The sequence below is a fragment of the Kineococcus rhizosphaerae genome, assembly GCF_003002055.1.
Classification (GTDB): domain Bacteria; phylum Actinomycetota; class Actinomycetes; order Actinomycetales; family Kineococcaceae; genus Kineococcus; species Kineococcus rhizosphaerae.
This window is the reverse complement of the sequence record NZ_PVZF01000005.1, coordinates 164,276-184,319: the sequence shown is the minus strand read 5'-3', so window position 1 is coordinate 184,319 and position 20,044 is coordinate 164,276. Positions and strand designations below refer to the sequence as shown.

Genomic DNA, 20,044 nt, shown 5'->3' with positions numbered 1-20,044 from the left:
CCACTGCACCGCACATCTGGCAGGGTGGGAAGCATGAGCACCGTGACCGCCACGACCACTCGACGCATCGACGCGCCCGCAGACCGCGTCCTCGCCGCACTGGCCGACTACCGCGGCACGCGGCCCCGGCTCCTGCCCGAGCAGTTCACCGACTACGAGGTCGTCGAGGGCGGCCAGGGCCCCGGCACCCAGGTCCGCTGGAAGCTGCACGCCACCAAGAAGCGCGTGCGCGACGTGCACGCCGTCGTCAGCTCCACCGACCGGCACGCCCTCGTCGAGAGCGACGAGAACTCCACGCTGGTCACGACGTGGCGCGTGGAGTCCGACGGGCCGGACGCGGCCGAGGTCGTCGTCACCAGCGAGTGGAACGGCGCCGGCGGCATCGGCGGGTTCTTCGAGCGCACCTTCGCCCCCCGCGGCCTGGACCGCATCTACGGTGAACTCCTCGACAACCTCGCCGACACCGTCGCCCGCTGAGCACCCCGCGACGGGGCAGCCGTTCACCTCGCCCGTCGCGCCGGGCACGGGCTGGCCGGGGGACCCCTCCGACGCGGCGACCCCGGTCGCCCGCACGCCCGACGACGTCCGCCGGCTCGCCGCCGGCGGTACGGCCGCCGACGTCGTGGCCCGCAGCTGCGTGTGCCGGGCGTGCCCGCGGCTGGTGACCTGGCGCGAGGACGTGGCCCGGGCCAGGCGCCGCGCCTTCCGGGCCGAGCCCTACTGGGGCCGGCCCGTGCCGAGCCTCGGCGTCGACGACCCCCGGGTCCTCGTCGTCGGGCTCGCGCCGGCCGCGCACGGCGGCAACCGCACGGGCCGGATGTTCACCGGGGACTCCTCGGGGGACTGGATCGTCCGGGCCCTGTCCCGGGCGGGCCTGGCGAACCAGCCGACCTCCGTGCACGCCGCGGACGGGCTCGCGCTGCGGCGCACCCGCATCGTCGCGCCCGTGCGGTGCGCACCGCCGGACAACAAGCCGACGCCGCAGGAGCGCGCCACGTGCGGGACGTGGTTCGACGCCGAGCTCGCCGCGCTCGCCGGCGACGTCCGGGTGGTCCTCGCGCTGGGCGCGATCGCGTGGGCCTCGACCCTCGGGGCGGCCCGCCGCGCGGGGTGGGCGGTGCCCCGCCCCCAGCCCCGGTTCGGCCACGGCGCCGAGGCCGGGCTCGGCGCGCCGCACCGCGACGTCGTGCTGCTCGGCAGCTACCACGTGAGCCGGCAGAACACCTCCACGGGCCGGCTCACGGAGGCCATGCTCGACGAGGTCGTGGCCAGGGCCGCTCGGCTGGGACGTCAGGACGACCTCGGTGCGTGAACGCGTCCCGCACGTCCTCGTGGTCGGCGGCGGGCACGTCGGGCTCACCCTGACGTTGCGGCTGCAGCAGCGGCTGCGCCGGGGCGAGGCGCGCGTCACGCTCGTCGACGCCCGCGGGTACATGACGTACCGCCCGTTCCTGCCCGAGGTCGCGGCCGGCTCCGTCGAACCCCGCAACGTCGTGGTGCCGCTGCGGCCTGCGCTGCCCGGGACCGACGTCGTCACCGGCGAGGTGACGCGCGTCCGGCACGCCGACCGCGTCGCGACCGTCCGCACCGACGACGGCACCCACCGCGAGATCGGGTACGACGTCCTCGTCGTGGCGCCCGGCTCGATCTCGCGCACCCTGCCGGTCCCGGGTCTGGCCGAGCACGCCGTCGGGTTCACGACGGTGGAGCAGGCCGTGCACCTGCGCGACCGCGTCCTCGCCCACCTCGACCTCGCCGAGGCCACCGACGACCCCGCCGTCCGCGCCCGGGCCCTGACCTTCGTGTTCGTCGGTGGCGGCTACGCCGGCGTCGAGGCCCTCGCCGAGGTCGAGGACATGGCCCGCTACGCCCTGCGCCTGCACCGCGGGCTCAGGGCCGCCGACCTGCGGTTCGTCCTCGTGGAGGCCGGCGACCGGATCCTGCCCGAGGTCGGGGCGCGGCTCGCCCGCTACGCCGCCGACGTCCTGCGCGAGCGCGGGATCGAGGTCCTGCCCCGGACCACGCTGGCGAGCTGCGCCGGCGGTCGCGTCGTGCTGACCGACGGGCAGGAGTTCGACGCCGCGACGGTCGTGTGGACGGCGGGGGTCGAGGCCCACCCCGTGCTGGGGGCCACCGACCTGCCGCTGGACGGGCGCCGCCGGCTGCGGGTGCGCGCCGACCTGCGCGTCGAGGGCGTGGAGTCGGCCTGGGGCGCGGGGGACAGCTGCGCCGTGCCCGACGTGACGGCTCCCGGCACGTTCTGCGCACCCAACGCCCAGCACGCCGTGCGGCAGGCGCGACGGCTGGCCGACAACCTCGTCGCCGTGCTGCGCGGCGGGGCACCGCGCGAGTACCGGCACCGCCACGTCGGGTCGGTGGCGACGCTGGGGCTGCACCGGGGCGTCGCGCAGGTCCGGGGCCTGCGGCTGCGCGGGTACCCGGCCTGGCTGCTGCACCGGCTGCACCACCTGTCGCGGGTCCCCACCGCGGGCCGCAAGGCCGGGGTGCTGCTCGGGTGGCTCCAGTCCGCGCTGTTCCCGCGCGAGAGCGTCTCCGCGGGCGTCCTGTCGCCGCCCGCGGAGCCCGGACGCGCCGTCCGGCCCTGACGCCGACCCCGCGCGGGGCCTGAGAGGATGTCGGCTGCGCAGGCCCGGGTGGCGTAACTGGTAGGCGCACGGGGCTTAAACCCCCGGGCCGTTCGCGGCGTGCGGGTTCGATCCCCGTCCCGGGTACCACGCGCGGCGCCGACCCGCGCCGGGACCGGCGGGTCCGCCGCCGGGGTTCAGCGGGCCGTCCCCGTGGTCGATACCCACCCCGTGAGCTCGACACCACCGACCGGAGCGGGGCTGCCCGTGACCGGCGAGCGCGACGTCTCGGCCCGTGGCCACCGCCCCGTCCGCCCCGTCCGCCCCGTCCGCCCCGGACCCGCGGCGGGTGCGGCGTGACACCCACCGAGGTCACCGTCCTCGTCGACCCCGGCACCGGGCTCGTCCAGAGCGTCTCCGGCGCGTACTGGGGCGAGTACCGGCCGAGCCCGCAGACGAGGGCCGTCGAGACCGTCGCCAAGGCGCTGTGGGAGCAGGGCGCCTGGGCGGGCCGGCCCGTGCCGTTCAGCGACGAGGCCGGCGCGCGGTCGGGGTGGCGGGCCGGCGAGCCGTCCCGTCCCGGGAGCGGACGCGGCCGGTGGTGGAAGGGGCGGCGCTGACGCCCCCGCCATCGTGATGAGTCCGTGATCCGCTCCGGGAACCCCCGCAGGTGCTTGGCCGTTGCAACGATCAACGACCTCAGCTCCGGAGGGGAGCCATGGAGAGCAAGAACCCGGTCTTCGCACGCAGCAACGAGTGGAAGCGCAACGGCTACGCGACGTTCGACGCCCCCGGCTCGGCGCAGCGGCAGCGGCAGCGTCCCGCGGACGCGTCCGCCCGCACGCTCGAGGACTGGTACACCAAGCCGTCCGCCACCCCGGCGCAGTCGCGCCGCATGACCCTGGACGACGTCGTCGTCCGCACCGGTTCGCTGTTCGCGGTCCTGCTCGTCGGCGCCGCCGCCGGGTACCTCGGCGTCACCCGCGCCGGGATGGGCTTCGGCGCCGTCATCGTCCCGGCCCTGGTCGCCATGGTCCTGGGCCTGTGGGCCCAGCTGTCCAAGAAGGTCCGCCCGGGCGTCATGTTCGCCTACGCGGCCCTGGAAGGCGTCTTCGTCGGGGGCATCTCCGCGTTCTACGCCTCCCTGTACGACGGGATCATCGGCCAGGCCGTCCTCGGCACGCTCGCCGCCTTCGCCGGGATGCTGCTCGCCTACAAGACGGGCGTCGTCCGCAACAGCCCGCGCTTCACCAAGGTCCTGCTCATCGCCGGCATCGGGTACGGCGTGTTCATGCTCGCCAACCTCGCCTCCTCGCTCATCGGCTGGGGCAACGTGTACGCCGGCGGCGGCGCGCTGGCGATCCTCGTCAGCGCCTTCGGCGTCGTCCTGGCCTCGCTGTTCCTGGTCCTCGACTTCGACCACATCGAGCAGGGCATCCGCAACGGCCTGCCCGTCAAGGAGAGCTGGCGGGCCGGCTTCGGCCTCATGGTCACCCTGGTCTGGCTGTACCTGGAGATCCTGCGCCTGATCGCCATCCTGCGCGGCAACGACTGACGCACGTGAGCACGCACGACGAGCTCGGCCCCCCGGACGCCCGGAGGGCCGAGTTCTCGCGTGCGGTGCACCTGCAGGCCGACCGCGTCCGCGGCCTGCCGCTGGCCCGCCTGGACCGGCCGGCGGCGGGGGAGAGCACCAGCCCCGCCGACGCCGTCCGGGCCGCCGCCCAGGAACTGGCCGACCTCGCCGCCGACGCCGAGGGCCGTGACCGGCGCCCGCTGCCGCGGCTGGCCACCCACGGCCTCGGCGACCAGCTCGCCGTCGTCGGCGCGGACGTCGTCCGTTCCGGCACCGCGACCACCCTGGCCGCCGCCCACGACGTCCTCGCCCGGGTGCGCCGCGCCCTGCCGTAGCGCTTCAGCCCCTCACCCTCTCGGCCGATGGTCCGGTGAACCCATCGACCACCGAGGAGGACGGCGATGTCTCGATCGCTGAACGGGCACCAGGGCGGCGCAGCACGCCGCGGCTCCGGCATCGCCGCCCGCCTGATCGCGCTGTCCGCCGTGGGGGTCGTCGGCGTCGTCGCCGTCGGCGGCGTCGGCATCCTCGGCTCGCAGCAGCAGGACAGCGCCCAGACCGCCCTCGTCGTCGCCGACCGCGCCACCGCCCAGGCCGGTGCCGTCGACGCCGCCCAGGCCAAGCTGCGCGGCGACGTCATGACGGCCCTGGTCACCTCCGACAGCGCCCAGCGCCACCAGGCCATCGGGGCGCTGGGGGCCGACGCGATCACCCTGCGGTCCTCCCTGCGCGCGCTCGCCGCCTCCGACGACGCCCAGGTCCGCCGCCAGGCCGCCGCGCTCGGCACCCAGACCGAGACCGTCATCACCCTCGGGCAGCGCGTGGTCTCCCTGGCCAACCGCGAGATCACCGACCCCCAGCAGAACGCGGCCCGCCAGGCCGTGCCCGCCTTCTCTAAGGAGGCCGACGTCCTGGCCCAGGCCGTGCCGGGCATGGTGCAGGCCGCCGCCGCGGCCCAGTCCGCCGCCGTCGCCCAGGCCGCGCACGCCCGCCGCACCGCCCTCGTCGTCACGGTCTCGGCCAGCCTGATCGTCACCGTCGTCCTCGCCCTCGTCGCCCTGACCGTCGTCCGGGGCCTGCGCCGGCGGTTGAGCAGCACCGTCGAGATCCTCGAGGCCGTCGCCGAGGGGCGCCTGGACCAGCGCGGGACCGTCGGCCGGGAGGACGAGGTCGGCCGGATGGTCCGCGCCCTGAACACCGCCCTGGACAAGCTCGGGGAGCTGTTCGCCGAGGTCGGCCGCGTCAGCCGGGAGATGTCCTCCTCCGCCGGCGAGCTCACGCACGTCTCCGGCTCCCTGCACGAGCGGGCCGTGGGCTCGGCGGCGCAGGCCGACGCCGGGTCGGCCGCCGCCGAGGAGATCTCGGTGACGATCCGCAGCGTCGCCGACTCCAGCGGGGAGATGTCGGCCGCGATCGAGCAGATCGCCGCCGCCACCGCCGAGGCCAGCAGCGTCGCCACCGACGCCGTCGCCGCCGTCGAGCAGGCCGTCGAGACGGTCCGCGGGCTCGCCCAGTCCTCCGCCGAGATCGGTGACATCGTCCGCGTCATCACCTCGATCGCCGAGCAGACCAACCTGCTCGCCCTCAACGCCACGATCGAGGCCGCCCGCGCCGGCGACTTCGGCAAGGGGTTCGCCGTCGTGGCCAGCGAGGTCAAGGAACTGGCGTCCGAGTCGGCCCGCACGTCCGAGGGGATCGTCGCGAAGGTCGCTGCGGCGCAACGGGACGCGGCTGCGGCCGACCACGCCATCCGGACCATCCGGGGCGTCGTGGAACGCATCAGCGACCTGCAGTCCACCGTCGCCAGCGCCGTGGAGGAGCAGACCGCCACGACGCGCGAGATGGTGCGCAACGTCGACGAGATCGCGATCGGCTCGGCCGACGTGACCCGCTCGATCACCTCCATCGCCCAGGACGTGAACCTCACGACCGAGGTCGCCCAGCAGACGGCCGGGACGGCCGACCGGGTCGCCTCGGCGGCCGCCGCCCTCGAGGACGAGCTGCGCAAGTTCACCGTCTGACCCCCCGGACCCACCGACCGCCAGGAGAACCCCGTGTCCCGTGCGACGGCGCTCCTCGCCGCCACCACGGTGCTGCCCCTGCCGGCCCTGACCGGCTGCGGGGGCCAGGCCGCCACCAGCGCCGCGCCCGCCCGGCCGTCGGCCGACCTGCAGCTCGTGACCCCCGGCACCCTGACCGTCGCGGTGGACGCGACCTACGCGCCGATGGAGTACCAGGAGAACGGTCGGGTGGCGGGGGCGAACATCGACCTGCTCACCGACCTGGCCCACCGCCTGGGCCTGACGCCGACGTTCGTCCAGACCCCGTTCGCGAGCCTGCGCGACCAGGCCGCCGCCCACCAGGTCGACCTCGCGGGGTCGTCCATCACCGACAAGGCCTCGCGGCAGACGAACGTCGACTTCGTGGACGCCTTCCACGCCGGTGAGCAGCTGATCGCCGCCGCGGGCAGCACCGCCGTCAGCGCCGACCCGATGTCCTGGTGCGGGCGCACCGGGGCCGCCTCGGAGGGCAGCACCGACGCCGACATCGTCCACGGCCAGTCCGGCACCTGCGTGGCGGCGGGTGAGGCGCCCATCGGCTTCGTCGACGTGCCCTTCACCGACAGCGCCGGCGAGGTCCTCGCCGGTCGCGCCGACTTCGGCGTCGAGGGGCTGCCGGCGGCGGCCGAGCTGGTCGCCGACTCCGGCGGGAAGCTGCAGGCGGTCGGCCAGCCGTGGCAGGCCGCGCCCTGGGGGTACGCGGTCGCCGAGGACCGCACCGCGTTGCGCGACGCGCTCCAGCGCGCGCTGCAGGACTCCATCGCCGACGGCACCTACGACGCGGTCCTGGAGAAGCACGGCGTCCAGGACGGTGCGCTGCACACGGCCGCGATCAACGGCGGCGCCTGAGCGCCGTCCCGGTGCCCGCGTCCCGTGCGGGATGATGGGCCCATGCGCTACGCCGAGACCGTCGTCGACCTCGTGGGCGGTACCCCGCTCGTCAAGCTGAACCGCGTCACCGAGGGGCTGGCCTGCACCGTCCTGGCGAAGGTCGAGTACCTGAACCCGGGCGGCTCGGTCAAGGACCGCATCGCGACGCGCATGATCGAGGCCGCCGAGGCCGAGGGGCTCCTGAAGCCCGGCGGGACGATCGTCGAACCCACCTCCGGCAACACGGGCGTGGGGCTGGCCCTCGTCGCCCAGCAGCGCGGCTACCGGTGCGTGTTCGTCTGCCCCGACAAGGTCAGCGTCGACAAGCGCAACGTGCTCAAGGCGTACGGCGCCGAGGTCGTGGTGTGCCCCACGGCGGTCCCGCCGGAGGACCCGCAGTCGTACTACTCCGTCTCCGACCGGCTCGTGCGGGAGATCGAGGGCGCCTGGAAGCCCAACCAGTACGCCAACGTCCACGGTCCGCGCAGCCACTACGAGACGACCGGCCCGGAGGTCTGGGCCGACACCGAGGGCCGGGTCACGCACTTCGTCGCCGGCGTCGGCACGGGCGGGACGATCACCGGCACGGGCCGCTACCTCAAGGAGCAGGGCCCGGTGCGCGTCATCGGCGCCGACCCGGAGGGCTCGGTGTACTCCGGGGGCACCGGGCGCCCGTACCTCGTCGAGGGGGTCGGTGAGGACTTCTGGCCCAGCGCGTACGACCCGTCGGTCCCGGACGAGATCATCGCGGTCTCGGACGCGGACTCCTTCCAGATGACGCGGCGCCTGGCCCGCGAGGAGGGTCTGCTCGTCGGCGGGTCGTGCGGGATGGCCGTCGTCGCGGCCCTGCGCGCCGCGAAGGACCTCGGCCCCGACGACGTCGTCGTCGTGCTGCTGCCGGACAGCGGCCGCGGGTACCTCGGCAAGATCTTCAACGACGAGTGGATGTCGTCCTACGGGTTCCTGGAGTCCGAGGAGGGCGGCACCGTCGGCGACGTGCTGCGGCAGAAGACCGCGGGGCTGCCCGCCCTGGTGCACACCCACCCGACCGAGACCGTCCACGACGTCGTCGAGATCATGCGCGAGTACGGGGTGTCCCAGCTGCCCGTCGTCGGCGCCGAACCGCCGGTGATGGCGGGCGAGATCGCGGGGTCGGTCAACGAGCGCGAGATCCTCGACGCGCTGTTCACGGGCAAGGCGAAGATGTCCGACGCGGTGAGCTCGCACATGGGGATGCCCTTGCCGCTGCTGGGGGCGGGGCAGTCCCTGGGCGACGCGCGCGAGGTGTTCTCCGGCGCCGACGCGGCCGTCGTCGTCGAGGACGGCAAGCCCGTGGGCGTCGTCACGCGGCACGACCTGCTGGCCTACCTCGCCTCCTCGCACTGACCCGGACCACGCCGCAGGCACACCTCCCGCCCGTCCCCCCGGGTTCCCGGGGCGCGGGGTGCGCCTGCGGCGTGGGACCGGCCGTCAGTAGCGGATCGCGTCGATGACCTTGGCGCGCACGGCCATCGTCGCGGGGACGACCCCGGCGAGGGCCCCGACGGCCGTGGCTGCGACGAGGCCCTCGACGGCCGCGGCGACCGGGAAGGGCGGCACGTCCTGCAGCGTCACGCCCGCCGGCAGGACGGCCTCCAGCGGGAAGTTCGAGACGAGGATGATCGACAGCATCACCGCGAGGAACCCCGCGACGAACGTCGCCGCGACGCTCTCGAGGAGCACCGCGAAGAACACCCGGCCGCCCGTGGCGCCGAAGCTGCGGCGGACGCCGATCTCGCGGATGCGCTGGCGCACCGTGACCAGCCCGACGTTCAGGACGCCGATCCCGCCGAGCAGCAGCGCGAAGACCCCGACGCCGCGCACCCCGTAGGCGAGCACCTTGTCCAGGACGTTCAGCTCGTCGCCGGCGTCCTGCCGGTACACGTTGACGGAGTACCCGGGCAGGCTCTGCTGGACCTCGGTCTGCAGGGCCGCGACGAGGGCCTCGGCGTCGGCCCCCGGCACCCACATCTCCAGCCCGGGCGGGGAGGAGTTCTGCGGGTCGCCCAGCACGTTCCACCGCTGCGCGTCGGAGTTCAGGACGTAGGCGCCCGGGGCCTGCGCGTCGTAGCCGGCCGAGGCCGAGACCCCGACGACGGTCGCCGTGACGGGGGTGTCCCCGCCCAGGACGACGGTCGGCGGGTTCGTCGCGTCGAACTCACCGAGGCGGTCGACGAACGCCTGGTTCACGACGAGGCGCGGCGCGAACGCGGAGGCGTCGGAGGCGGAGAACCAGCGGCCCTGCTCGGTGATGACGCGGTGCATGGTGCCGTAGCTGGGGTCGACGGTCGTCGCCGTGACGAGCTGGGTGCCCGCGGGGAAGCGGACCGTCAGCTGGCCGCCGCCGCCGTAGGGCTGGGAGGCCAGCCCCCACCAGGCCGTCTCGTGGCGCTGCGCCGCCGCGCGCAGGGCGGCGGACACCTCGCGCACGCCGTCGGCCGTGTTCGAGGTCATCGGGTAGGCGTCCACGCGCAGGGTCGCCGAGCGGCCGGCGGAGCGTTCGGTGCTCTCCCCGACCATCTGCCGCGCCATGTTCCCGACGGCCGTGATGGTCGTCATGGCGAACACCGCGAGGAACACCCCGACGAGGGAGAGCACGACGCGGACGCGGTTGACGCGGATCTCGCTCCAGGCCTCCGAGACCGCGGCGAGCAGGCCGGTCACATCGTCTCCCGGTGGGCGGTCGCGGTGGCCAGGGCGTCGGCGGTGATCTCGGTCAGGACGCCGTGGTCGAGGCGGAACTGCCGGTCGGCGCGGGCGGCGACGGACAGGTCGTGGGTGATGGTCACCAGGGTCGTCCCGTCGTTGCGCACGAGGTCCTCCAGGACGTCCATGACGGCGGAGCCGGTGTCGACGTCGAGCGCGCCGGTCGGTTCGTCGGCCAGCAGGACCCGCGGGCGCCGGACGAGGCTGCGGGCCAGGGCGACGCGCTGCTGCTCGCCGCCGGACAGCTTCTCCGGCATGGTGTCCAGCCGGTGGCCGAGGCCGACCCGTTCGAGCATGTCCCGGGCGATGCGCTTGCGGCGCAGGAACTCCCGGCCGCTGGCGTAGAGGAGCGGGTTCGCGACGTTCTCGGTGGCGGTGCGCCCGGGCAGGAGGTTGAACTGCTGGAACACGAAACCGAACGTCTGCCCGCGCAGCTTCGCGGTCCGCCGGTCGGAGCGGGCCCGGACGGGTTCGCCGTCGAGCAGGTACTGCCCCGTCGTGGGCGCGTCGAGCAGGCCGACGATGTTCAGCAGCGTCGACTTGCCCGACCCCGAGCGGCCGACGACGGCGATGTGCTCGCCGCGCTCGACGTGCAGGTCGACGCCCGTGAGGATGTGCAGGTCGGTGCCGTCGGGCAGGCGCACGCTGCGGCTGACCCCGCTCAGCGAGACGACGTGGTCCCCGGCGTCCATCAGGAGCCCGCCCCGTACGCGCCGGACTGGCCGCTGGGGGTGTCGGTGTTCGGGACGAACTGCAGGATCTGCTGGCCCTCGGTCAGGCCGTCCTTCACCTCGACGTCGTTGCCGTCGGTCAGGCCCAGGGTCACCCGGGTCTCGGTCTGGGTGCCGTCGTCGGCGACGGTCCAGACCGTGCCGGTGCCGACGCTGCCGCGCACGGCGGTGACGGGGGCCAGCAGGACGCCGGTCGCGGTGCCGGCCGTGACGTCGACCGTCGCGGACAGCCCGGCGAAGACCTGCACGCCCGGCGGGACGGCGCAGCTGACGCTCGCCCCGGTCATCGAGGCCGAGGGGTCGGCGTACGGGTCGACGTAGCCCTGGTTCGGGTCGGGCGTCTGCTGCTGCGGGGTCGTCGGGTTCCCCGTGCGCAGGCCGGTGCACTCGAAGGTGCCGGGACCGCCCGGCACCGTGATCTTCGCGGTCGAGGGGGCGGCGAGCAGCCGGTACTGCTGGGCCTGCGTCAGGGGTGCGGACACCGTGAGGGTGCCGGGGCTGACGGTGGCCACGTCGCCGCCGATGGTCACGGCCTGGCCGGGCAGGACGTCGAGGGTGGCCAGGGTGCCGCCGGTGGTGGAGGTGACCGTCACGGTCTTCGTGGTGGGGGCCGCGGGCGGGGCGGCCGGGTCGGTGGGGGCGGCGGTGGACGGGGGGGCCTCGACGGTCACCTTCACGGTGAACAGCGGGGTGCCCTTCTCGACGGTGTCGCCGACCTCGGCGCGGACCCTGGCGACCTCGCCGGTGGCGGTCGCCTTCACGGTCGTGGCCGGGTCGGCCTGGATCGTGCCCTGCAGGCTGACGGTGTTCGTGACGTCCCCGACGGTCACGGTGGCGTTGGGGGGCTGGACGACGGCGGACGGGGTGGCGACGGCGTCCTCGCTGCGGTTGGTGCGCACGAACGCGATCCAGAGCAGGGCCACGGCGATGAGCGCCCAGACCAGGAGCCTGAGCGCGGGGAAGACGATGGTGCGGACGACACCCACGGCGTACCTCCGGTCGATCGGCCGGGGGCCGCTGGTGCACGGTTGCAGGCTGCCGTTCCCCCGAGCGGCTGGGCCGGAACCTAGCAGCAGCTGAGCGCCCGGCAGGGGAGTTCGGATCACCCGCCCGGGGCGCGTCGGAGGTCAGGTGTTCAACCACTCCCGCAACACGGCTCCCTCGCGTCCCAGGACGCCGGGGTCGTCGCCGGGCACGAACTCCAGCAGGACGTCGTGGTCGCCGCCGGAGGAGGCCAGCAGCCCGACCGCGCGCCGCCACAGCGACTCCCGGCTCGCGAGCGGCTGCCGGGTCGTGCCGGGGGACCAGGAGAACGCGTGGACGGTGCTGGTCCGGGGGAGCAGGACCGCCAGTTCGGCGACGGCGTCGTCGTCGGGGGCGTCGACGGTGGGCTGCCAGTACGTCGTGAGCGCCTCGGTCCCGGTGCGTCCGTCGACGTCGGCGAGCAGGGCGAGGGTCGAGGCCGTCGTGTCGGTGAGGGTCCCGCCGTGCGACTCGGTGCCGATCTGGACCCCGGCGTCGGCGGCGCGGCGCACGGCGTCGGCCAGGGCGGCGACGACGGGTCCGCGCTCGGCGCCGGCCGACCCCTGCGCCCCGGCCCACACGCGGACCCGGGGGGCGCCCAGGGCGACGGCGGTGGCCAGCACGTCGGCGAACCCCTCGCTCACCCCGGCGCGGAAGTAGGACCCGTAGGAGGCCACCCGCAGGCCCGCGGCGGCGGTGCGGGCCGCCACCGAGCGGGCGGTGTCCAGGTCGCCCACGGGCACGTGGACGTCGGCGCCCCACTCCACGGCGGCCAGCCCGGCGCGGGCGGCGACGTCGAGGACGCCGTCGACGTCGAGCTGGCGGAACGTGATCGAGCACAGACCGGGAGTCAGCACAGGCCGGATCCTTGCACGGGCGCCCTCCGCTGGCCTAGCCTCTGGAAAGCGCATTCCCAACACTCTCGGAACTGGAGGAGGCCGCGATGGTGCAACGCCTCGGTGTGGTCATGAACGGTGTCACCGGACGGATGGGGTACCGCCAGCACCTGCTGCGCTCGGTGCTGGCCATCCGCGAGCAGGGCGGGGTCGAACTGCCCGACGGTTCGCGCGTGCAGCTCGAACCCCTGCTCGTCGGGCGCTCGGAGGACAAGCTGCGCGACATCGCGCGCCGGCACGACCTGGAGCACTGGACCACCGACGTCGACGCCGCGCTGGCCGACGACGACTACCCGCTCTACTTCGACGCGCAGCTCACCTCTGCGCGCGAACGCTCCATCCTCAAGGCCATCGAGGCCGGCCGGCACGTCTACACCGAGAAACCCACCGCCGAGACCCTCGAGGGCGCGATCGAACTGGCCCGCGCCGCCACCCGCGCCGGGGTCAAGAACGGCGTCGTGCACGACAAGGTGTTCCTGCCCGGCCTCGTCAAGCTCAAGCGGCTCGTCGACTCCGGGTTCTTCGGCGAGATCCTCTCGGTGCGCGGCGAGTTCGGGTACTGGGTCTTCGAGGGCGACTGGCAGCCCGCCCAGCGCCCCAGCTGGAACTACCGGGCCGAGGACGGCGGCGGCATCGTCGCCGACATGTTCTGCCACTGGAACTACGTGCTGGAGCAGACCATCGCCCCCGTCGAGGCCGTCACCGCCAAGGCCGTCACCCACGTCCCCGTCCGGTACGACGAGAACGGCGAGGCGTACAAGGCCACGGCCGACGACGCGGCGTATGCCATCTTCGAGCTCGAGGGCGGGATCGTCGCCCAGCTGAACTCCTCCTGGGCCGTGCGCGTCGACCGCGACGAACTCGTCGAGTTCCAGGTCGACGGGACCCTCGGCAGCGCCGTCGCCGGGTTGTGGAACTGCCGCGTCCAGCCGCGCTCGGCGACCCCGAAGGCCGTGTGGAACCCCGACCTGGCCGAGCAGCACCGCTACCGCGACGACTGGCTCACCGTCCCCGACAACACCGTCTTCGACAACGGGTTCAAGGCGCAGTGGGAGCAGTTCGTCCGGCACGTCGTGGCCGACACCCCCCACCCGTACGACTTCCTCTCCGGCGCACGGGGTGTGCGGCTCGCCCAGGCCGGGTTGCAGTCCTCCGCCGAGGGCCGACGCGTGGAACTGCAGGAGATCACGCTGTGACGGTCACCGTGGAGCGCGGGCTGACCGGTCAGACGCTCCTGCTGCCCACCGCGGACGGCCTCGTCGAGCACGCCGTCCGCGAACCCGTCGCCTGGGAGGTCCCCACCGGCCCGGCGCGCTCGCGGACGGTGTTCGCCGCCGCGCACGTCGTCCCCCGCGCGGGCGCCGAGAACGTCCCCGGCGCCCCGGCCGACCTCGACTGGGACGCCACCCTGGCGTTCCGGCACCGGTTGTGGAGCCTCGGCCTCGGGGTGGCCGAGGCCATGGACACCGCCCAGCGCGGGATGGGGCTGGACTTCGCCGCGACGACCGAGCTCGTGCGGCGCAGTGCCCGCGAGGCCGCGGCCGTCGGGGGCGCCGTCGCCGCGGGCGCGGGGACCGACCAGCTCGCCCCCGGCGTGCACCCCCTGCCCGCCGTGCGCGCCGCCTACGAGGAGCAGCTCGCCCTCGTCGAGGACGCCGGTGCCCAGCCCATCCTCATGGCCTCGCGCCACCTGGCCGCGGCCGCCACCGGCCCCGACGACTACCTCGCGCTGTACGACGGTCTGCTCGCCCAGGTCCGCCGCCCCGCCGTCCTGCACTGGCTGGGGGAGGTGTTCGACCCGGCGCTGGCCGGGTACTGGGGCTCGCGCGACGTCGCCGCCGCCACCGACGTCTTCGTGGAGCTGGTCCGCCGCAACGCCGCGCACGTCGACGGCGTGAAGGTGTCGCTGCTGGACGCCGAGCACGAGAAGGAACTGCGCCGCCGGCTGCCGGCCGGGGTCCGCCTCTACACCGGCGACGACTTCAACTACCCCGACCTCGTCGCCGGCGACGGGCAGCACCACTCCGACGCCCTGCTGGGGATCTTCGCCGGGATCGCGAACGTCGCGGCGGCCTCGCTGGTCCGGCTCGACGCCGGGGACGTCGCGGGGTTCCGCGCCGCCCTCGACCCGACGGTCCCGCTGGCCCGGCACGTGTTCGGGGCGCCGACCCCGTACTACAAGGCGGGCATCGCGTTCCTCAACTGGCTCGACGGCCGGCAGCCGGGGTACGCGATGGTCGGCGGGCTGCACTCCGCGCGCAGCGCCGTCCACCAGGCGACGACGTTCAGGCTGGCCGACGAGGCCGGTGTCCTGACCGACCCCGTCGGGGCGGCCTCCCGGATGCGGCAGTACCTCGCCGTCCACGGGTTCTGAAGCCCTCCGCGGACCCCTCGGGATCAGGGGCGGAGCTCGGCCCACAGCGAGCCGGCTCCGCCCTCGGTCTGCAGGTCCGTCTCGACCCGCAGGTCGACCCCCCGCAGGTGGGCCAGCCGCAGCGCGGCCGCGACCGCGTCCGCCTCGCGCGCCGACCCGTCGACCGACACCGTCGCCCAGCCCCCGCCGGGCGGCAGGCGGAACGTGACCCGCGCCGTGCCGCAGGCGTTCAGCAGCGGGGCCAGGACGGCCCGCAGCTGCGCCACGAACTCCCGGTCGTGCGCGGCACCCGGACCCCGGTCGTCGACGACGTCGACCTCGCAGCCCCGGTCGCGGGCCGCGCGCAGGCCGGCCCTGACGTCGTCGTCGAGCAGTTCCCGGGCCCGCAGGTCGTCGCGCAGCCGGCGCTCCAGGGTCAGGGCGGCCCGCGACAGCAGCGGCCAGGCGGGGGAGTCCGGCCCGGTCACCGCGACCCGCCGCAGCAGGGGGGCCGCGCTGTGCTCGAGGTCCTCGCGGCGCTGGGCGGCGCTGCGCTCGCGGGCCTCGGCCCCGGCGCGCGCGGCCACGGCCCGGCCGGCGTCGGCCTCGAAGCGGGCCACGTCGCGCGCCGTGCGGTCGAACAGCAGGCGCACCCCCAGCGACGCCGAGAACCACACGATGGCCGGCTGGTTCAGCGCCGCGAAGGCGATGCCCCGGTGCGGCAGGTCCGACGCCAGGAGGCAGGCCCCGAGGACGGCGGCCGAGGCGATCTCCGCGGCCAGGGCCGGCAGCCAGCGCCGGCGCATCACCAGGGCCGAGACGACGATCTGCGTCAGCCCCGGCCAGTAGTTCGCGTACGTGCGCCACAGCGAGTCGTCGAGGAACGGCGTGACCGCCAGACCGCTCACCGGGACCACCGCCGCCAGGAGCAGGGCCGCGGGCAGGCGCAGCTCCAGGGGCCCGCCGAGCAGCGGCCGCACCGCCCACGCGCTGGCCACGAGCACGACGGCGAGCGCCGTCAGCGACAACCACGGCGCCCGGTGCTCGTGCAGGGACAGCAGCGCCACCAGCGGCCCGTGCGAGGACAGCCAGATGACGACGCCGAGCAGGCAGGCGCGCTGCACCCCGCTCACCGGTCCTCCTCCCGCACCGGCACGCTCAGGAGCACGACCGTCCCCACCCCCGGCGCGGACCGGACCAGGGCCCGCCCGCCCACGAGGTCGGCCCGGCGCCGCACGGACAGGGCCAGCCCGAGCCGCGGGGTGGCCGTGCGCGGGTCGAACCCCGCACCGTCGTCGCGCACCTCCACGCGCAACCGCCCGCCGCCGACCCGCACGCGGACCCGGACCGCGGGTGCCGTCCCGCCGGAACCGCCGTGCCGCAGCGCGTTGCGGCACGCCTCGACGGTCGCGGCGCTCAGCGCGTCGAGGGTGTCCTCGTCCAGGGCCCCCGCGGGCGCGGCGGGCAGCTCGACCGCGGCGGCCGGGTGCAGGTCCAGGACGGCGAGGTGCAGGCGGCCGACGGCCTCGGCCACGGTCGTCGGGCCCGCCGCGACGGTGTCGTGGTCGATGCTCGCCAGGGCCCTGGCGGCCGCCGCGCGGGCCCGGAGCCGGTCGGCGTCGTCGCGCACGTGCGCGGTCAGGGACAGCGAGGCCAGGACGTCGTCGTGCACGATGCCGTCCCAGCGCGAGTTCTCCAGCTCCACGGCCCGCGCCGCCGCGGCGGCGGCCGCGGCGCGGTCGGCGCCCGTGCGCGCCGCCTCCACCTGGCGGGCCGCGCCGCGCACCGACAGCACCGCGACCGAGGCGGCCGTCGCGATGACCAGCAGGCCCACCGCCTCCTGGACGCCGACGTCGACGGGCACCGTCCACACCCCCGACAGCTGCAGGGCCAGCCGCAGCCCGAGGTGCAGGCCCGTCAGGGCGAGGGCGCCCGCCAGCGACGGGGTCGCCACCGCGCCGGCGCCCACCGTGACGGGGGACAGCGCCAGCACCCAGGGGACGTCGTCGTCGGCGTCCCGCGCGACGAGGGGGTAGGTGGCGAGCGCGAGGTTCCCGACGACCACGAGCGCCCAGGCCGGGACCCCCGCGGCACCGCGCCGGACGGCCTGCACGAGCAGCAGCCCCAGGACCGCCGCGTACGCGGTGAGCACCGCGACCGACCACGGGACGGGGGCGCCCACCCGGCCGCCGACGAGGTTCGCGACGACGGTCGGCACGATCGAGACCACCGCCAGGGCCAGCACCAGCGCGAGCAGGCGCTGGACCCCGTGCCGGGTCACGAGAGCGCCGGCTCAGTCGGCACTCGGGTCCGGTGCGGCGGGGGAGGCGAGCGGGGCCAGGACGCCGTCCTCCACCGCCCGCCGGTACAGCTCCATGCGCGTGTACGCGGGCCGGTCGACGGCCGCGTACTTGGCGCGGATGCGCTTGAGGTAGCTCTTGGCCGTCTCCAGCGTGACCCCCAGGCGCAGGGCCACCGACCGCGCGGGCATCCCGCCGGCGTACAGCTCGAGCACGCGCAGCTCCTGGGGCGACAGGTGCGAGGTGAGCGCCTCGTCGACCTGCAGGGCGGCCGCGGTCTCGGCCGAGGAGACCGTGTCCCCGTCGGCGACGGCGTGCAGGGCCGCGGCGACGGTGGCCACGGGCCGGTCCTTCAGCAGCACCCCCTGGGCCCCGGCCCGCATGGCCTGCAGCGCCTCGGCGTGCTGCCGGCCCTCGGTGTAGACGAGGACGCGGGAACCGGCCGCCACGACGGCGGCGACGTTCTGCGCCGGGGTCGAGGAGTCCCCCAGGCGCAGGTCGAGCAGCACGACGTCGGGGGGTGGGGACCCCTCGACCTGGGTGAGCAGGTCGGGCACGGTCGGGGCGGTCGCGACGAACTCGATGGACGCGTCGAGGCGCGCCAGTTCGAGCCGCAGCCCCGCCAGCAACGCCGGGTGGTCGTCGACGGCGGCGATGCGCAGCCTCCCCGGCCCCGGGCCGGATCCGGTACTCGTAGCCACGTGAAGATCCCCTCCTGCGGGGAGGGTACCGAGCGCGGGGCCCCTCGGCGTGCCGGACGGCCGAAGGTCCCGCCCCCGAAAGGGGGGTACCGCGACGGTGTCCCGCGCTCCTCGGCTCTGACAGGATCGGGGCAGGCACCCCGCCGGGGGGACGGGTGGCCACGCGAGCGCTGGGGGGCGTACGCAGCAGAGGGGGGACGGTGCCCACGGGCACCGTCCCCCCTCTGCCTCTGCGCTCAGTCCGAGGTGACCAGACCGATCTGGCAGGTCAGGCCGTTCGGGCCGTGGTTGCAGTACCCGTTGGGGACCTTCTGCAGGTACTGCTGGTGGTAGTCCTCGGCGTACCAGAACCGGCCTGCCTCGCTCACGGGACGGATCTCGGTCGTGATGCGGCCGTGGCCGTGCTCGGTCAGCTCGCGCTGGAACGTCTCCCGCGTGCGCTGCGCCGCCTCGAACTGCTCGTCCGTCGTCGTGAAGACCGCCGAGCGGTACTCCGTGCCGCGGTCGTTGCCCTGCCGGTAGCCCTGCGTCGGGTCGTGGTTCTCCCAGAACACCTTCAGCAGCTGCTCCGCCGACGTCACCGTCGGGTCGTAGGCCACCAGGACCGTCTCGGCGTGGCCCGTGCGGCCCGTCGTCGACTCCTCGTACGTCGGGTTGGGCGTGAACCCGCCCTGGAACCCGACGGCGGTCGTCACGACCCCCGGCTGCTGCCAGAAGATGCGCTCGGCACCCCAGTAGCAGCCCATGCCGAACGAGATGACCTGCGTGCCCTCGGGCCACGGGCCCTCCAGCGGGGTGCCGAGGACCGTGTGCGTCGCCGGGACCTCGAAGCGGCGCTCCTGCGAGCCCTTCAGGGCCTCGTCCGCGGTGACCATGGTCGTCTTGAACGGGTTGCCGAACAGCATCCATCGCTCCCTTCAGCGGTGTCGACGGGTTCAACAGCGCGCCGGCGTCATCCGTTCCCCGCGCGGCCCCACCGGTGGACGCCGCGGGGGACGGGCTTCCGTAGGCTCGCCCCGTGACTGACGAGCAGATCCCCGGCTTCTCGACCCGCGCGATCCACGCCGGCCAGGAGGCGGACCCCGCCACCGGCGCCGTCGTGACCCCGATCTACCAGGTCTCCACCTACAAGCAGGACGGCGTCGGCGCGCTGCGGACCGGGCTGGGCACCGGCTACGAGTACTCCCGCTCGGGCAACCCGACGCGCACCTCGCTGGAGACCCAGCTCGCGGCCCTGGAGCAGGGCGCGGCCGGGTTCGCCTTCGCCTCCGGGCTGGCCGCCGAGGACGCGATCCTGCGGGCGCTGTGCCGCCCCGGCGATCACGTCGTCATCCCGAACGACGCCTACGGCGGCACCTACCGGCTCGTGAAGAAGGTCGCCGAGCCGTGGGGCGTGGAGCACACCCCGGTGGACCTGGCCGACCTGGACGCCGTGCGCGGGGCGGTCCGGCCCGGCCGCACCCGGCTGGTGTGGCTGGAGACCCCGACCAACCCGCTGCTGACGGTGGGGGACATCGCCGCGATCGCCGAGATCGCCCACGCCGCGGGCGCGCTGCTCGTCGTCGACAACACCTTCGCCACCCCCTACCTGCAGACCCCGCTGACCCTGGGCGCCGACCTCGTCGTGCACTCCACGACGAAGTACGCCGGCGGGCACTCCGACGTCGTCGGCGGCGCGGTGGTCGTGCGCGACGGCGACGACGGGCGCGGGGAGTCCCTGGCCGAGCGGATCGGGTTCCACCAGAACTCCATGGGCGCCGTCCCGGGCCCGTTCGACTCCTGGCTGGTGCAGCGGGGCCTGAAGACCCTCGCCGTCCGGATGGAACGGCACTGCGACAACGCCGAGCGCGTCGTGGAGTTCCTGCAGTCGCACCCGCGCGTGACGCGGATCCTGTACCCGGGCCTGCCCGAGCACCGCAACCACGACGTCGCGGCCCGGCAGATGAAGCGGTTCGGCGGGATGATCTCGTTCCGCACCGCCTCGGTCGACGACGCGCTGGCGGTGTGCGGGGCGACCGAGCTGTTCACCCTCGGGGAGTCCCTGGGCGGCGTGGAGTCCCTCGTCGAGCACCCCGGGAAGATGACCCACGCCTCCGTGGCGGGGTCGCTGCTGGAGGTCCCCGACGACCTCGTGCGCCTGTCCGTCGGGATCGAGGACGCCGACGACCTCGTCGCCGACCTCGCGCAGGCCCTGGGCTGAGACC

General features: G+C 75.1%; 20 protein-coding genes and 1 tRNA gene. 13 read left to right on the top strand and 8 right to left on the bottom strand.

What is annotated here, in order from left to right; translation table 11 throughout:
* Positions 1–33: 33 nt before the first annotated feature.
* The 10 genes from CLV37_RS11800 to CLV37_RS11755 all read left to right on the top strand — a co-directional run bounded on the left by CLV37_RS11800 (position 34) and on the right by CLV37_RS11755 (position 8,477).
* Positions 34–477 carry an SRPBCC family protein gene (locus CLV37_RS11800; RefSeq protein ID WP_106210477.1) on the top strand — a complete coding sequence of 148 codons (444 nt, stop codon included), beginning with the start codon at positions 34–36 and terminating at the stop codon, positions 475–477.
* Complete coding sequence (locus CLV37_RS11795; protein WP_106210475.1) at positions 437–1,312, top strand: uracil-DNA glycosylase; 876 nt, start codon at positions 437–439, stop codon at positions 1,310–1,312. Before CLV37_RS11800 ends, CLV37_RS11795 begins: the two co-directional genes overlap by 41 nt.
* Positions 1,305–2,606 (top strand): NAD(P)/FAD-dependent oxidoreductase, encoded by a 1,302-nt coding sequence (locus tag CLV37_RS11790; protein WP_106210473.1) that lies wholly within the window; start codon positions 1,305–1,307, stop codon positions 2,604–2,606. Before CLV37_RS11795 ends, CLV37_RS11790 begins: the two co-directional genes overlap by 8 nt.
* 42 nt (positions 2,607–2,648) lie before the next feature.
* Positions 2,649–2,735: transfer RNA gene (locus tag CLV37_RS11785), tRNA-Leu, on the top strand.
* A gap of 206 nt (positions 2,736–2,941) precedes the next feature.
* Positions 2,942–3,205: a hypothetical protein gene (locus CLV37_RS11780; RefSeq protein ID WP_106210471.1), complete on the top strand. Its 264-nt coding sequence runs from the start codon at positions 2,942–2,944 to the stop codon at positions 3,203–3,205.
* A 98-nt stretch (positions 3,206–3,303) separates the two neighbouring features.
* Positions 3,304–4,140: a Bax inhibitor-1/YccA family protein gene (locus tag CLV37_RS11775; protein WP_106210469.1), complete on the top strand. Its 837-nt coding sequence runs from the start codon at positions 3,304–3,306 to the stop codon at positions 4,138–4,140.
* A gap of 5 nt (positions 4,141–4,145) precedes the next feature.
* Positions 4,146–4,496 carry a hypothetical protein gene (locus tag CLV37_RS27585; protein WP_170127211.1) on the top strand — a complete coding sequence of 117 codons (351 nt, stop codon included), beginning with the start codon at positions 4,146–4,148 and terminating at the stop codon, positions 4,494–4,496.
* A gap of 66 nt (positions 4,497–4,562) precedes the next feature.
* Positions 4,563–6,182 (top strand): methyl-accepting chemotaxis protein, encoded by a 1,620-nt coding sequence (locus CLV37_RS11765; RefSeq protein ID WP_106210467.1) that lies wholly within the window; start codon positions 4,563–4,565, stop codon positions 6,180–6,182.
* Positions 6,183–6,215: 33 nt separating this feature from the next.
* Complete coding sequence (locus CLV37_RS11760; RefSeq protein ID WP_106210465.1) at positions 6,216–7,070, top strand: transporter substrate-binding domain-containing protein; 855 nt, start codon at positions 6,216–6,218, stop codon at positions 7,068–7,070.
* A gap of 42 nt (positions 7,071–7,112) precedes the next feature.
* On the top strand, positions 7,113–8,477 hold the full coding sequence (locus tag CLV37_RS11755; protein ID WP_106210463.1) for a cystathionine beta-synthase: 1,365 nt from the start codon (positions 7,113–7,115) through the stop codon (positions 8,475–8,477).
* Positions 8,478–8,561: 84 nt separating this feature from the next.
* On the opposite strand, the gene CLV37_RS11750 is transcribed toward CLV37_RS11755, so the two are convergent.
* The 4 genes from CLV37_RS11750 to CLV37_RS11735 form a co-directional block, all read right to left on the bottom strand.
* The gene (locus CLV37_RS11750) at positions 8,562–9,794 is read right to left on the bottom strand and encodes an ABC transporter permease (protein ID WP_106210461.1); all 1,233 of its coding nucleotides are present in this window, start codon (positions 9,792–9,794) and stop codon (positions 8,562–8,564) included.
* Positions 9,791–10,528: an ABC transporter ATP-binding protein gene (locus CLV37_RS11745; protein WP_106210459.1), complete on the bottom strand. Its 738-nt coding sequence runs from the start codon at positions 10,526–10,528 to the stop codon at positions 9,791–9,793. Before CLV37_RS11745 ends, CLV37_RS11750 begins: the two co-directional genes overlap by 4 nt.
* Complete coding sequence (locus tag CLV37_RS27580) at positions 10,528–11,553, bottom strand: permuted SH3 domain-containing protein (RefSeq protein ID WP_106210456.1); 1,026 nt, start codon at positions 11,551–11,553, stop codon at positions 10,528–10,530. Before CLV37_RS27580 ends, CLV37_RS11745 begins: the two co-directional genes overlap by 1 nt.
* 141 nt (positions 11,554–11,694) lie before the next feature.
* Entirely contained in the window at positions 11,695–12,447 is a 753-nt protein-coding gene (locus CLV37_RS11735) for a sugar phosphate isomerase/epimerase family protein (RefSeq protein WP_106210454.1), read from the bottom strand.
* Positions 12,448–12,533: 86 nt separating this feature from the next.
* On the opposite strand from CLV37_RS11735, the gene CLV37_RS11730 reads away from it, so the two are divergent.
* Both CLV37_RS11730 and CLV37_RS11725 read left to right on the top strand, forming a co-directional pair.
* Positions 12,534–13,682: a Gfo/Idh/MocA family protein gene (locus tag CLV37_RS11730; protein ID WP_106210452.1), complete on the top strand. Its 1,149-nt coding sequence runs from the start codon at positions 12,534–12,536 to the stop codon at positions 13,680–13,682.
* Positions 13,679–14,860: a dihydrodipicolinate synthase family protein gene (locus CLV37_RS11725; RefSeq protein WP_211298580.1), complete on the top strand. Its 1,182-nt coding sequence runs from the start codon at positions 13,679–13,681 to the stop codon at positions 14,858–14,860. The genes CLV37_RS11730 and CLV37_RS11725 overlap by 4 nt, the downstream gene beginning before the upstream one ends.
* Positions 14,861–14,883: 23 nt before the next feature.
* On the opposite strand, the gene CLV37_RS11720 is transcribed toward CLV37_RS11725, so the two are convergent.
* From CLV37_RS11720 to msrA, 4 genes are all read right to left on the bottom strand, one after another.
* Positions 14,884–15,972: a hypothetical protein gene (locus CLV37_RS11720; protein ID WP_106210450.1), complete on the bottom strand. Its 1,089-nt coding sequence runs from the start codon at positions 15,970–15,972 to the stop codon at positions 14,884–14,886.
* On the bottom strand, positions 15,969–17,120 hold the full coding sequence (locus CLV37_RS11715; protein WP_106210448.1) for an ATP-binding protein: 1,152 nt from the start codon (positions 17,118–17,120) through the stop codon (positions 15,969–15,971). The genes CLV37_RS11720 and CLV37_RS11715 overlap by 4 nt, the downstream gene beginning before the upstream one ends.
* Positions 17,121–17,132: 12 nt before the next feature.
* Entirely contained in the window at positions 17,133–17,840 is a 708-nt protein-coding gene (locus CLV37_RS27575) for a response regulator (RefSeq protein WP_170127209.1), read from the bottom strand.
* Positions 17,841–18,076: 236 nt separating this feature from the next.
* Complete coding sequence (msrA, locus tag CLV37_RS11705) at positions 18,077–18,745, bottom strand: peptide-methionine (S)-S-oxide reductase MsrA (RefSeq protein WP_106210446.1); 669 nt, start codon at positions 18,743–18,745, stop codon at positions 18,077–18,079.
* A 113-nt stretch (positions 18,746–18,858) separates the two neighbouring features.
* Here msrA and CLV37_RS11700 point away from each other — a divergent pair, with 113 nt between their 5' ends.
* Positions 18,859–20,040 (top strand): cystathionine gamma-synthase, encoded by a 1,182-nt coding sequence (locus CLV37_RS11700; protein ID WP_106210444.1) that lies wholly within the window; start codon positions 18,859–18,861, stop codon positions 20,038–20,040.
* Positions 20,041–20,044 lie beyond the last annotated feature (4 nt).

Bases quoted from the DNA above. Each gene is read 5' to 3' on its own strand.
- CLV37_RS11800 (WP_106210477.1), top strand. From the start codon at position 34: ATGAGCACCGTGACCGCCACGACCACTCGACGCATCGACGCGCCCGCA.
- CLV37_RS11775 (WP_106210469.1), top strand. From the start codon at position 3,304: ATGGAGAGCAAGAACCCGGTCTTCGCACGCAGCAACGAGTGGAAGCGC.
- CLV37_RS11765 (WP_106210467.1), top strand. From the start codon at position 4,563: ATGTCTCGATCGCTGAACGGGCACCAGGGCGGCGCAGCACGCCGCGGC.
- CLV37_RS11755 (WP_106210463.1), top strand. From the start codon at position 7,113: ATGCGCTACGCCGAGACCGTCGTCGACCTCGTGGGCGGTACCCCGCTC.
- CLV37_RS11745 (WP_106210459.1), bottom strand. From the start codon at position 10,528: ATGGACGCCGGGGACCACGTCGTCTCGCTGAGCGGGGTCAGCCGCAGC.
- CLV37_RS11730 (WP_106210452.1), top strand. From the start codon at position 12,534: ATGGTGCAACGCCTCGGTGTGGTCATGAACGGTGTCACCGGACGGATG.
- msrA (WP_106210446.1), bottom strand. From the start codon at position 18,745: ATGCTGTTCGGCAACCCGTTCAAGACGACCATGGTCACCGCGGACGAG.